Origin of the sequence: Paenibacillus sp. S-12, assembly GCF_030363895.1 — a bacterium.
In the GTDB taxonomy this organism is placed as follows: domain Bacteria; phylum Bacillota; class Bacilli; order Paenibacillales; family Paenibacillaceae; genus Paenibacillus_B; species Paenibacillus_B alvei.
The window spans coordinates 137,972-150,806 of sequence record NZ_JASIUF010000022.1; the positions used below are offsets into that span (position 1 = coordinate 137,972).

10 protein-coding genes are annotated in these 12,835 nt (G+C 46.2%); 2 read left to right on the forward strand and 8 right to left on the reverse strand.

Going from position 1 to position 12,835, the window contains the following annotated elements:
- Positions 1 to 33: 33 nt before the first annotated feature.
- Positions 34 to 1,398: a nucleobase:cation symporter-2 family protein gene (locus NO352_RS20620; RefSeq protein ID WP_005545030.1), complete on the reverse strand. Its 1,365-nt coding sequence runs from the start codon at positions 1,396 to 1,398 to the stop codon at positions 34 to 36.
- A 313-nt stretch (positions 1,399 to 1,711) separates the two neighbouring features.
- Here NO352_RS20620 and NO352_RS20625 point away from each other — a divergent pair, with 313 nt between their 5' ends.
- Positions 1,712 to 2,689, forward strand: a complete 978-nt coding sequence (locus tag NO352_RS20625) for an aromatic ring-hydroxylating oxygenase subunit alpha (RefSeq protein ID WP_005545032.1) — start codon at positions 1,712 to 1,714, stop codon at positions 2,687 to 2,689.
- A 163-nt stretch (positions 2,690 to 2,852) separates the two neighbouring features.
- On the opposite strand, the gene NO352_RS20630 is transcribed toward NO352_RS20625, so the two are convergent.
- From NO352_RS20630 to NO352_RS20650, 5 genes are all read right to left on the reverse strand, one after another.
- Entirely contained in the window at positions 2,853 to 3,347 is a 495-nt protein-coding gene (locus NO352_RS20630) for a CcdC family protein (RefSeq protein ID WP_005545033.1), read from the reverse strand.
- Positions 3,348 to 3,518: 171 nt separating this feature from the next.
- Entirely contained in the window at positions 3,519 to 6,137 is a 2,619-nt protein-coding gene (hrpB, locus tag NO352_RS20635) for an ATP-dependent helicase HrpB (protein ID WP_289356667.1), read from the reverse strand.
- Positions 6,138 to 6,260: 123 nt separating this feature from the next.
- The gene (locus tag NO352_RS20640; RefSeq protein ID WP_005545036.1) at positions 6,261 to 7,523 is read right to left on the reverse strand and encodes an MFS transporter; all 1,263 of its coding nucleotides are present in this window, start codon (positions 7,521 to 7,523) and stop codon (positions 6,261 to 6,263) included.
- Between the two features lie 168 nt (positions 7,524 to 7,691).
- The gene (locus NO352_RS20645; RefSeq protein ID WP_040735708.1) at positions 7,692 to 8,267 is read right to left on the reverse strand and encodes a TetR/AcrR family transcriptional regulator; all 576 of its coding nucleotides are present in this window, start codon (positions 8,265 to 8,267) and stop codon (positions 7,692 to 7,694) included.
- 306 nt (positions 8,268 to 8,573) lie between these two features.
- The gene (locus tag NO352_RS20650) at positions 8,574 to 8,714 is read right to left on the reverse strand and encodes a hypothetical protein (protein ID WP_005545040.1); all 141 of its coding nucleotides are present in this window, start codon (positions 8,712 to 8,714) and stop codon (positions 8,574 to 8,576) included.
- A gap of 103 nt (positions 8,715 to 8,817) precedes the next feature.
- Here NO352_RS20650 and NO352_RS20655 point away from each other — a divergent pair, with 103 nt between their 5' ends.
- The gene (locus tag NO352_RS20655; RefSeq protein ID WP_005545042.1) at positions 8,818 to 9,162 is read left to right on the forward strand and encodes a DUF1360 domain-containing protein; all 345 of its coding nucleotides are present in this window, start codon (positions 8,818 to 8,820) and stop codon (positions 9,160 to 9,162) included.
- An 80-nt stretch (positions 9,163 to 9,242) separates the two neighbouring features.
- Here the strand turns inward: NO352_RS20655 and NO352_RS20660 are convergent, their stop codons facing one another.
- Complete coding sequence (locus NO352_RS20660) at positions 9,243 to 10,676, reverse strand: amino acid permease (RefSeq protein ID WP_289356668.1); 1,434 nt, start codon at positions 10,674 to 10,676, stop codon at positions 9,243 to 9,245.
- Between the two features lie 339 nt (positions 10,677 to 11,015).
- Entirely contained in the window at positions 11,016 to 12,821 is a 1,806-nt protein-coding gene (locus tag NO352_RS20665) for an ABC transporter ATP-binding protein (protein WP_289356669.1), read from the reverse strand.
- Positions 12,822 to 12,835: the final 14 nt, after the last annotated feature.

Consider the following 12,835-nt stretch of genomic DNA (forward strand, 5'->3'; position numbering starts at 1 on the left):
GTTGCTCGGTCAGAAGGAGAAATAGCTAAGAAATTATGACGCAGTCTGTTCCCCACCGGACGCCACCAATGTGCCTTCTGCCGCTGCCTTGTGCTTGCCGCTTGGAATGACCAGGTTGAGAATCAAGGCTGCTAAAGCACCAACCGTGATGCCGGAGGATAATACGTACACGGCGAAGTCAGGCAAGCCCTTTAACGCTCCGTCTGGCAATACTGTCACGGCCATCGTAAGCAAAATTGGCACGCCGATAATCATCATGGCACGCTCGTCCAGATCGACAAATTGAATGACTTTCAACCCATTGACGACAATAGCCACGCAGACAACACCGAAGATACCGTTAATAACCGGCTCTGGAATGCAAGTAATCGCCGCAGACAGCTTCGGCATAAGACCAAGAGCAATCAAGATGCCGCCGCCTGCCATAATCGCCATACGGCTCCCTACGCCGGTAACCGCGATAAGCCCTGCATTAGAGGAGTATCCTGTCATTGGCGTTCCGCCGAACAATGACCCTACGAAGCAGCCCAAGCCTTCTCCTGCTGCTGCACGGTTCAAGCGCTCATCTGTAAGCTCCTTGCCTGTAATAGAGGAGATGACGAACCATGTTCCTGTCGTTTCAATCAAGATAATGAAGTAGACGAACATCATGGTCACAATCGCACTTAGATTAAATTCAGGCGCACCGAATGGGAAGAAGCTAGGAATGGAAAATGCATCAGCCTCTGCCACTCGTGAGAAATCAACCTTGCCAAACATCGACGCAAAAAGTGTTCCTGCCACAATCGCGACAATGACGGAAATAAGACGTGACACCGTGCCCAACTTCTTCGATTGGCGACCAAGCAGCATGCAGATAATTAAAACGCCTGCAGATACAGCGGCAATCAGAATGTTGGTCCACAAGTTGCCTTCCGCGCGGTAAATATTATTCATTCCCGTTGGCATCAGCGATATGCCGACGATCAAAATAACCGTTCCCCCTACAAGCGGTGGAATCATCCGGCGTACTGCCTTCGCGAACCATTTCAGCGGCATGCCGAGCAGCATCATCAGCAATGCACCCGGTATCAAGCTCCCCGTCATAGCTCCTAATCCAAGCTTGCTTCCAATCGCCCCCATTGCGCCAATAGGCACGTAAGACGGCCCCTGAACGACAGGAAGCCGCAAGCCGAAGCCAGTTTGGATTAAGGTCGCAATTCCTGTTCCGATAAAGCACATTTGAATAAAAAACGATGTATCCGTTGCATTTAGTGACAGCAATCCTGCAATAATGATCGGTGCAATGTACAAATCCATAGCCAACACATGCTGGAGTCCTAACAGAAAGGCCTTTCCGGCACTGATCTTATCATCCACTCCAACGACAAGGGTGTTCGACTTCGCTGATTGTTCCATGTATGCTCATTCCCCCCCACGTATGCTGTAACGTTCGTTATGATTTTGATCACACCCTGATTATAGAGTGTACATTTCGTTTTGTATAGGTAAATTGCGAATATTAATTAAATATTTTTTGTATATTGTTCGTTTTTTATGTTGACTCGCACAAATATATTCCCTAAAATAAACGTGTGCGCAGAAAAGACGAAAGATTTCATTCAATTTCTTAATACTTTTCTACACATGATTTTGGTCACTCAATAGATGAGAACATTACATTCGGATTCAGCTTTTGATTGCCGGATCATTAAAGGAGACTGTCTACATCATGATCGTAAATGATGCCGTATTGCGTAATGAATGGATTGTTGCTTGCCGTGCGCAGGATGTGCAGGAGAAGCCGCTGCAGGTGCTGATAATGGGAGAGCGCGTCGTCCTGTTCCGTAATGAGGAAGGTGTGCATGCGTTCAAGGATTTGTGCGTACACCGTGGGGCCGCCTTGTCGCTAGGATGCGTGAAGGATGGCAAGCTTGTCTGTCCGTATCATGCTTGGGAGTTCGAGGGCTCCGGCGCCTGTTCCCGCATTCCGCAGCTTCCCGCGGAACAAGCCATTCCGAAAAAGGCTCATGCGATTACGTATGGTTGTGAGGAACGCTATGGATTCATTTGGGTCAATCTAGGGAATGCGGATATACCGTGGTTTCCATTTGAAGAATTCGGTGCTGAAGGCTGGCGCAATGTTATATGGGGCCCTCAGTCCGTGGGTGCCAAGCCGCCTCGCATTGTAGAGAACTTCCTTGATGTGGGACATCTTGCTGTCGTACACGAAGGTTATCTAGGAGTCGAAACGCATACGGAAATTGGCGATTACCGAGTTCACCGCGTTCCAGAAGGCATTCGCTCCGAGGAAATTGAAGTGTTTCAGCCAGATCCGGACGGCTCCGGTCAAGCAAAGAATGTCTATTATACGTATGAAATTGCCCGTCCGCTTACCGTCAAGTTTACGAAGCGCGACAAGGAGACAGGTCATCTCATGTCCATATTGTTAACGGTGCAGCCGAAGGATGAAGTAACCTCTGTCGCATACGGAATTCTATCCTTCAACTATGACCCAGGTTTGGCTGACGATGAGATTGTGAAGTTCCAAGACATGATTTTTGCACAGGACAAGCCGATTGTGGAAAATCAGAAACCTGAAGATTTGCCGCTTGATTTGCAAGTGGAATTATCGCTCAAGTGCGACCGTGTCAGCATCGCTTACCGCCAATATTTGAAGGAGCTGGGCATTGTGTGGGGCACGGCATAGTTACAGTGCTATGAATAAATGCCTGAACCACCTCCAGGTTTTATTTTGAATATAGTAAAAATGCCTAAGAATATTTTATTACTATCATAAAAGCTGTATCCTGCCTTGCTTCTTCAAGACAGGATACAGCTTCTTTCGTTATCGAACATCCATAAAGATTTTGTTACTGCTCACTTTCCACTTTCTCTGCCATCAGCTTCTTATACTGCATCATCATAGCCAAACGCCATGGCAGCAGCATGCCGAATGCAAGAATAAAGAACAGGGACGCACTCTGTGAAATTGAAACATATTGCTCCACGACATCATGCAGGATGAGTCGCAGTACGAGCAACCCGACAATTACAACAATGAACATATTCGATCGTTTTAAATAAACTTCCTTGCCGATCCGTTCAAAACGCGATGTGCGAATAAGCGGATAGGCGAAGATCGAAGCCCCTGCAAGAAAAGCGCCAATGGCCCATAGCCACGGAATGCGCACCGCCGGAACGAGAAACATGCCGAAGCCTGTTGCCATGCCAATTGGCGGCATAATAATCTTCTTCATTGAGGTCGGCTTGTTCGACGCGCGCAAACGAAGCACGATAACTGCTGTCCCTGCACACAAGGACACAATAAGCGACATTAACTGTGATGACACGAGTGCATGTGACATGCACCTTCACCTCCATAAACTACAAGCCGTGTTAACGCTGTTTTTATTCTGTATAGATTAGACCCGCTGGTCATTTCCTGTATTTTATTATATCGAATTCTGATTTCACATACCAATAGACAGCAGAAGACTACTTGTATCTACTACAAATCAACTCAATAGGGCGATATCTCATCCTTTATTCGCTGATGGCCTCGTTCGCCGAGTTGCAACCGCCTCGAGTGGATTATCCGGCCAATAGTGCTTCGGGTATCGTCCCTTCAAGTCTTTTTTCACGTCAAAATAAGTGCTCACCCAAAAGCTCGCCAAATCCTGCGTTACCTGAACCGGCCTTTGTGCCGGAGAGAGCAGATGCATTGTTAGCGATACGCGGCCCCTGGCAATGCGCGGCGTATTGTGCAAACCGAATACCTCCTGCAGCCTGACAGCCAGCAATGGACGCTCTGGATCACTGTAGTCTACAGCAATGCGAGAACCGCTCGGCACCGTGATATGCGTTGGCGCCTCTTGATCCAATTGCTGACGCTGTTCCCATGACAGCATCGATTCAAACACTGCAACTAAGTTCAGCTTGCCAAGATCGTCACGGCTTCTCATGCCGTACACATGCGGACCGAGCCACTCCTCTAAGGTGGCGAGAAGCTCCTCCTCACCAGCAGCTGCCCATTCCTCTGGCAAATGCCGATGCATGAATTGAAGCCGCGCCTGACATTGGCGCGCCTGCTTCGTCCACGGGAGGATGTTCAGCCCCTCCTGGGCGATGCCATCCAGCAATGCGTGCAGCACTTCGTCTGCGTCTGGAGCACTGTGCGGAATATCCTTGAGCGTAAGCGCTCCTAAGCGAATGCGCTCTCGGGTACGGACAGATTGTGTTGTCCGATCCCAAGCAATATGAGCTTCCCGCGTTAATTCAATAGCAAAGTGGCGTTCAAGCATGGCTTTACTAAGCGAGGCTGCCAGCAGAATGCGGCCATCGGCGCCCGCATCATCAAGCTGCACAGCAACGATGTATGGTGACTGTGCCAGCAGGGTTCCGCTTGCAACAGCTTGAGTAAAGGCCGCACCGCGACCGTTCCGAAGCAGGTAGCGCCCATCTGGACGACGCTCGGCAATCCGATCCGGATAGGCAAATGCAGCAAGCAAGCTCCATGCATCTTCTTTACTCATATCACCATTTTTAAAAGCTAGCGATCGCTTATGATCCACCTGGACGCAGAAGGCATGCTGATACTGCTTCGCTTGCTCGCGTATCCGCCGACGCACACTCTCATCCACCTCAGCATGGCGATGAGGACGAGATTGCGAACGTCCTTCATCAGCCAGCAGTTCCATACGAAAGCATAAGTCCGGATTGGGCGCTGCTGCTCGCTGTCCTGCTCCTTCATGCTCGCTCAATACACCGGGACTGCTGCTGTGGCGGATAATATCCCGCTCTCCGAGCAGTGCCGCCAGCATACATGCATCTTCTTCTAACCCAAGCTCCATACCCTTGGTAATCATGTGAGCGAAACGCGGATGCAAACCTGACTTCGCCAGTATCCGTCCATGTGGTGTCAATGCCCTTGCCTCAGATAGTGCACCCAATTGAACGAGCAGCTCTTCTGCTTGGCGCAGTGCAGCGGCTGGCGGCGGTGTCAGCCACCTCAGATCAGCGGCTTCCGCCCCCCATGCCGCCAGCTCCAAGGCAAGCGGAGCCAAATCAGCGGCAAGAATCTCCGGCATATGATGGGCTGAAAGCTGTCTCTCTTCATCCAGCGTCCAAAGACGGTAACAGATGCCCGGACCAAGACGACCTGCCCGGCCGCGCCGTTGATCAGCAGATGCGCGCGAGACAGGCAGCGTCTCCAGTCTAGTAAGACCTGTTCGCGGCGAAAAGCAAGGTACACGCATTAGTCCGCTGTCGATGACGATGCGAACCCCTTCCACTGTCAAGCTCGTCTCCGCGATTGCAGTAGCCAACACGATTTTACGAATTCCATTCTGTGATGGAGCAATGGCGGCGTCCTGTACAGCCGCCGACAGTTGTCCGTACAATGGAGCAACATTTACACGTTCAACCATTGCAAGCCTAGCAAGCTCTTGCTCCAACCTTGCTTGTACACGCCGAATTTCCCCTGCTCCCGGCAGGAACACCATCATGTCCCCCTCTTCACGATGAAGGGCAGCCATTATCGTGCGCACAACACGCTGCTCAAGTGGTGCATCCTCCCGTCGCTCGGCATATATCGTCTTAACCGGATAGCTGCGCCCCTTGCTGGCAACCACAGGAGCCTCATTCAGCATCGCCGCGACGGGCTCTGCTTCAATCGTCGCCGACATGACGAGAATGCGCAGATCCTCGCGCAGTACCGTCTGTGACTCTATCGCAAGAGTCAGACCCAAATCCGCATGCAAATGCCTCTCGTGGAACTCATCGAATATCACGAGTCCTACACCTTCCAAGGAGGGATCTTCCTGAAGCATACGAGTCAGAATCCCTTCTGTAATAACCTCAATTCTTGTCTTCTCGCTAATGCATGTGTCGAGACGAACGCGATAGCCTATCGTCTCTCCGGCCTGCTCTCCTAAGGAACGAGCCATATAACGTGAAGCAGAGCGAGCAGCAATGCGCCGCGGCTCCAGCATCAGAATCCGCTGTCCCTGAAGCCACGGTTCATCCAACAGCGCAAGCGGCACACGGGTGGTCTTCCCTGCTCCCGGCTCTGCAACCAATACTGCCCCTGTATGGCTGCTTAACGCTGACTTTAATTTTGGCAATACCTCATCTATCGGCAAATGGTTTTCTTTCATTCCGTCCTTCACGCCCTCCATACCATCAAAAAAGCTGTCTCATCCATCATAGACGAGACAGCTTTCCAACTTCAACAATTATCAAATCATGCTCCGAAAACCCGATCTAGTGATATCGCCATATCAACGATTATAGACACTTTCACCAGCAGAGACGGTTACACCCACAGGTTGTTCAGCACTCATTTTTAGCGAAAACGTGTGCGTATGCCGACGCTTCATCATAGACAAGCCGAATGTGACAGAAACAATGAGCAAGCTAATGACAATGAGCGAAGCCATCACAGGCAATGCATCTGTCAGTACTCCGCCTGCAAGCGGCCCGAGCATCATTCCTGCCGCATGAATCATGTTGAACAGCGCATAAGCAACCCCGTAATCACCGCCGGATGAGTCCCCATCCACGATCGCTCCGAGTGTAGGCAAGGTTGGAGATAACGTGAATCCGATCGCCGCTCCAATTAGACATCCTGCCCCCATAAGCAAAGGGACACTGCCTGCAAAAGCGATAAGAGGAAGCGTAAATGCCAGTCCGATCAGTCCAATTAACATCAAGCGAAATGGGTTATGCTTACCTGCAAGTGTTCCTGCTATTGGCGCTATTAATCCATAGCTTAGTGTCATCACGCCGAACAGCATGCCAAGTGCGAGCGGAGACATCTGGAAGCGCTCGGTCACATATACCGGCAGCAGTGGCTCCAACATCGTCAGGGTTGTCTCCGCCAGCAAAATAACGAAGGCAACGAACAGAATCGTACGGTGCCGCAGCAAAGAGAAGGTTCCCCCTCCCTCAGCAGAGCGTTCTTCCCTTACTGGCTCACGCAGCAAGAGCAACACAGTAATCGAGATGACGGCAGTCAACGCGGCAGCGAACCAGAATGGCGTATGATGGTCGCCAACCTCGAATAACCAGCCCCCAATTGGAGCTCCAAGCAAAGAGCCCGATGATATTCCTGTCATGGCGAAGCCCATCGCTGCACCTCGAACCGGCCCCGGGAACAGGTCGGCCAGCAGCGCCATTGCTGCCGTCCAAGAAGCTGCTGCAGCCAAGCCTTGCAGGAAGCGTGCCATAATAAGCATCGCGGTCGTTTGAGAAAATACGAACAGCAAGGTAGACATCATCATGAACAGCAAGCCCATAATGATCGTCTTGCGTCTGCCGAATCGATCTGCGATGCGGCCGAAAAAGGGAGTCGTCAGAAATAACGCGGCCGCATAACTGCCAAATAGTATGCCAAGTGTCGTCGACGACATCGAATACTGTTCTGTAAAATAAGGTACAACCGGAATGAACAAACTGTACAATAACATGTCGATAAATAAGATGCCGATAACGAGCACGAGGCCAATCCACTGTGTACGGCTAATCTGCCTCATGAAAGACATAATCCCACTCCTAAAACTAATTTGTTTTTATAAGTTTTCTTAGTCGAAAGACTGAGCCAATTGGATCAGTCCTAACAACTGTTCATATATGACAAACCGCAAGCCTGTTGCGCGTTTATCTAGACTTCATCACAAGTTGAACTCCTAGTTGTGTTGAATCATCCACAATTAAGCCTGCTCCTGAGAGGCATCTCTTGTCACAAGCCCGTATAACACCATATCTGCTATGGATTGCAAAGCATCTGGCAGCGAAATGTTCTGCTTCGCAAAAAATCGCTGATCCAAGGTCGAATTGAATGCATCTGTAATCACCTTCACGATGAAGGCAGCATTATGCCTCAGGATGATGCCTTCATCCATCCCTTGTTCCAATAAATTGCGCAGTATCTCCCATTCATCCCGCAGGGCGTTGTCGATTTTCAGCCACTGCTCTGGGTATGCTCGCTTCATCTGCTCAAGAATCCGATTATCATACAGCTCGAAATGATTTGGCAGCACGGTCATGACTGCCTTCATTTTATCGAGAAGCGACAAGGTATTGTCCTTCATAATCTCTGCTGTCTTCGCATCACTTTCGTGCAGGGTCTGCTCGATAATCGTATCTAGCAACTCCGCTTTGGAGGAAAAATGTTCATACAAGGTACGCTTGCTCATCCCAAGCCGTCGCGCCAAATCGTCCATCGTGAACTTAATTCCTTTATCCTGAAGCTCCTCGATAAATGCCTTCATAATCCGTTCGCGCATGAAACCCCCCCATTCACGCCGATTGAAAACTACAAAAACAAAAACAGTTTTCTTAGTTAATGTCATCATTATATCTCATCAATTAGCCAACAAGCAACCGTAGAGCAGCCTCTCTATTGAAAAGCAACAATTAACCATTCAATGGAACTATTTTCGATGTGGTTTTTTTGACAACAAAATAGGCCTGCTCGTCTCACGACGGGACAGGCCTCAAGTTAGGAGCAGGAGCCATTCAATGAACTAAATCTGAATCACCTTACAGTGGTCCAACGCATATGTTGGAGTATATCCTACCAGCTACACGAATTATCTGATCGGCTTTATTGCCGATACCGCCTCAACTTTTCGTGCAGTCATCTGAATACCGTGCGAAGGCTGCGGCTTCGCATCGCTCTGGATGACCTTGACTGGGCTGCTGACCTTATTCATCTGGTTACAGAAGCACATCGTCTGTCACCTCCCTTTCCTATATCCATTTCTAGCATATGCAGTCTTTCGCTAGATGGATTGGACATGTCGACATCCGCTGAGCGGAAAGGAGAACTGAGAAATGATTAGTTGGATTGAGCTGTTCATCTTGTCGCTGGCTTCCTTTCGCCTTACGCATCTACTCGTCTATGACGACATTATGGAATGGCTGCGCAAGCCTTTTTTGTCTGTCACATTTGAGACAGATGAGAATGGCAATGTGTCTCGGATTACGGAGCCAAAGGGGACAGGGCTCCGTTTTTGGCTGGGCTCGCTAATAAGCTGCCATTGGTGTACAGGCATTTGGTGTGCCACCCTGCTGACCGCCCTTCAATTCTATGTCCCCGTCTTGTATCCATTTATCGTTCTATTAGCTGTCGCTGGAATTGCTGCTCTTATTGAGACCTACTTGTTGAGAAAGATGTAATCATATGCATTGCCTCCTTTAAGCACAAAAAAAGGAGCCCAAGCTTTGCTTGGAGCTCCTTGTTGTATACCTGTATATCTTTATCGATTTTTTTTATTGAGTCTGGCGATCAATGGCAGGATTAAGCCAAGACCGAGCAAGATAAATGGTGTCAGCACGTTCAACATCAGCTGGAAGTACCATTCCGTCGTAAAGGCTTCAACCTTAGGGAACATCCCCATGATACAGGCGAATGCTGTAAAGATGAAACACCACAGACCAATCATAAAACCAACCTTACGATTTTTTACAAATTGATAGTCTGATTGGAACTTGTCTGATAGCTTCATAAGAGCCATGAAGGCTGCAAATACCCATAGGTATCGAAGCGGCATCACGATGGAATTCAAATCAAGCAGCCAGTTGAACAGTGAGTTCATATTGCCGATACCAAGAGCCGGAATGACAATCAAAATCCCAACAAGCACAGCCGTCATAATGTAACCATTTACTGGCGTATTGTGTTCGTTTGTCTTCATCAGCTTCTGAGGCACGAACTTCTTATCAGCATCAAGCAGCAATACTTTTAGCGGCGCATCGATGGAGAAGGCCAATGCTGAAATTTGTGCAAGTGTGTTCGCAATCGCGTACAGCACCAAGAATGTATTGCCGATTCCATAATATTCGCCTAGCATCTTAAACGCATAGTATTGACCGTTCATTTTCAAATCTGCAGGAATATTGTTCGAGTCGAACATCATACCCATGGCGAAAGATCCTAGTAAGGCACACACAGCAACCATGCTTGCTAGGATAAGCATCCCACGTGGAAATTCTTTCGATGGATTGTTTGTGTTATTCACGTAAGGCGATATTTTTTCCGCTCCACCTACAGCAAATACGAGCATAGACAATGTCGTAAAGTAGGCAAAGTTGAAGTCTGGGATGAACGAGCTCACCGACATATCCGCCGTCGCAATCGTTGCCCCTGTCAGCGCAGGTGCTGTTACCGCAAGCACAATGTACAGGAGGGACATAATAAATATCGACATACCTGCAATCGTACCAATTTTCTTTAGAGAAGAGATGCCGCGGGATGCAACCCACAGGAACACCAAAAATACTGCCAAGCAGATAAGTTGCAGTGTCAATGTAGAAAATTGCTTAATAAAGTTCCCGCTTCCTGTTACTGTCCAGCCTAGAGAGATAAGGATCGCTTGCGGCTTCTGTGCCAAGTACGGGACGTGAACAACCCAGTACGTCCACGCAGCCAAATAAGCGACTGTAGGACCCATTGTTTCTTTGACCCAAGAGCTTACGCCGCCTTGGTCATTTTTAAATGTTGAACCCATTTGTCCAACCATGAGTGCGTAAGGCACGAAATAAAGCGCGATAATAAGTACCCAAGAAGTTACAACTGTCAATCCTTGGTTCGCATAGTTATTAACAACGTTGCCAAACCCCCACACGGAGACGAATGCTATCAAGGCAATATTATACCATCGAAGCTTTTTGTTATCGTCGTTGTGGTTCATGCTATAAAAGCTCCTCTCACTATTTCTGTAAATATATTCATCAAATGTCACCAGACACTTTACTACTTTACTAGTATACAATTATAAAGATTTGGATTCATGGAGAAGTTTTTTCATCTGTTGGTTCATATTAGGTTATATTTGGTGTCTAAACTATTTCTTTTTAGAATCTTTCCATCATTCAGCCTTCTTCCATATATGCTACATATAATACCCAAAAGCTTAAGAAGTATTTATTTTTAGTAACTAAAAACAACAAACCCCAGAATTAGAATTCTGAGGTTTGTTCAAATCAATTATTTCATACTCGCGGAAATTTCTAGCCCCGAGCTATTTACATTATGCCAGCATCTCTTGCTTATACCATTTAGCTTGAATGTCGAACATTGTCTTGTAATGTCCATTAAGCTGCATTAGAGATTCATGGTTACCTTGTTCTATTATTTCACCGTTTTTCATCACATAAATTCTATCCGCCATTTTACATATTCCAAGTCTATGCGTTATCATAATCGAGGTTTTATTTTCAGAAATATTTAAAAATCCCTTAAATATCTCAAGCTCGGATAATGGATCAAGAGCGGAGGTTGGCTCATCAAATACGACAATTGGAGCATCTCTCATTAGAGAACGGCTCAACGCCACTTTTTGCCATTGTCCACCCGACAGATCAACTCCATTTTCAAATGATGTCCCCAATACAGTTTCATATTTTTTATCGAATTGGTTAATAATTCCATCTAATCCTGATTTCTTTGCTGCTGCAGTAATTTTATCGTCATCACTTAGGAACTTTACATTACCGAATCCTATGTTTTCTTTCACCGATAGTTCATATTTTATAAAGTCTTGAAACAAAACAGAGATATTATTTCTCAGTTGGCCGATGTCTATATCTTTTTGGTTAACTCCATCATAGTATATATCGCCTTCTTTCACATCATACAACCCGACTAAACATTTAACCAACGAACTCTTTCCAGCCCCATTATCGCCAACAATAGCAACCTTTTCCCCTTGCTTTATTTCTAAGTTTATGTTTTTAAGTATATACCTATCTGAAGAAGAATATCGAAAAGAAAGGTTTGAGACCTTGATTCCTTCCCGTAACATTTCTGGAAAATCGTTCTCCCCTCGCTTTTCATCCGGAGTATTTAGGATTTCCCTTGCCTCATTTAGGAATAGAGAGCTTTCGTAAACTGTAGAAAAAGAGTATGCAAGTGAAGATAAACTGCCTTGAATTTTTAGTAAGGCATCTGATAATGCAACATAGTGAGATATTTTTATTTTTCCCACACTCCCTAAAAATAGGAGTATACCTAAAATAATATAAGTTAGCGTATTTGTTAAAATTTGGGAGGAAATATTGTAACTAATATTTTTGAGCTCCAATTTTTCTTTGTCTTTCTTTACCTTCCAATATAGCTCACTCCATTTTCCGAGTATATTGGGAGCATGTCCGAACATTTTTAGTTCTTTTAAAACTAACCTGCCTCGAAGCAGCGTACTTAAATAACCCATTTTTCTTTCTACAGGAGTGAGTGATCTAATTCTAAAAAATTTTAGTTTACTGTATATGAAATTGAAGTATAGAGAGGGGACAATTAGTACTAATAAAGCAATGGCCAAAGACCAATGTATAGCAAAAAAGAAGGATAAAAAACCACCTAACGTTATTACATTCCTTACAATATCAACCATTGTAAAGAATAAATTTAATGCTCTACTTTCAATGGTTGTAAAAGTCATTCCTAATTTATTGTATATTTCCGAACGATCAAACAGTTCTAATGGTAGTTTTACGATTTTCTCATTCAATCTCTTTTGAAAATAATAATTTACTTTGTTTTGTAATTTTATACTCAATAAACTGTATAGTGAAGAAAGTGTTTGTAATGATAGTAATAATATGAATTGTAATAGAAGTAACGAATATATCAATTGATTCCCTTGATCTCCATTGAATATAATGGTTACTTCATCAATGATCCTTTTCGTAATATAAACTTGGGAGATGGGTAGCACAGCCAATATCAGTTGGATGATTGTTATACATCCCAGATAAAATGGTGTTGTTTTGAGCAAAATTGCGAAAATAAACGTTATGTTATGCAATACTTCTGATAATTTCCCTTTTATTCTCATTTTAACCCTCATTT

What these genes read in the sequence shown, in the direction of transcription:
- NO352_RS20665 (WP_289356669.1), bottom strand. Translation starts at nt 12,821, where the DNA reads ATGAGAATAAAAGGGAAATTATCAGAAGTATTGCATAACATAACGTTT.
- NO352_RS20620 (WP_005545030.1), bottom strand. Translation starts at nt 1,398, where the DNA reads ATGGAACAATCAGCGAAGTCGAACACCCTTGTCGTTGGAGTGGATGAT.
- NO352_RS20655 (WP_005545042.1), top strand. Translation starts at nt 8,818, where the DNA reads ATGATTAGTTGGATTGAGCTGTTCATCTTGTCGCTGGCTTCCTTTCGC.
- NO352_RS20625 (WP_005545032.1), top strand. Translation starts at nt 1,712, where the DNA reads ATGATCGTAAATGATGCCGTATTGCGTAATGAATGGATTGTTGCTTGC.
- NO352_RS20660 (WP_289356668.1), bottom strand. Translation starts at nt 10,676, where the DNA reads ATGAACCACAACGACGATAACAAAAAGCTTCGATGGTATAATATTGCC.
- NO352_RS20630 (WP_005545033.1), bottom strand. Translation starts at nt 3,347, where the DNA reads ATGTCACATGCACTCGTGTCATCACAGTTAATGTCGCTTATTGTGTCC.
- hrpB (WP_289356667.1), bottom strand. Translation starts at nt 6,137, where the DNA reads ATGAAAGAAAACCATTTGCCGATAGATGAGGTATTGCCAAAATTAAAG.
- NO352_RS20640 (WP_005545036.1), bottom strand. Translation starts at nt 7,523, where the DNA reads ATGTCTTTCATGAGGCAGATTAGCCGTACACAGTGGATTGGCCTCGTG.
- NO352_RS20650 (WP_005545040.1), bottom strand. Translation starts at nt 8,714, where the DNA reads ATGTGCTTCTGTAACCAGATGAATAAGGTCAGCAGCCCAGTCAAGGTC.
- NO352_RS20645 (WP_040735708.1), bottom strand. Translation starts at nt 8,267, where the DNA reads ATGCGCGAACGGATTATGAAGGCATTTATCGAGGAGCTTCAGGATAAA.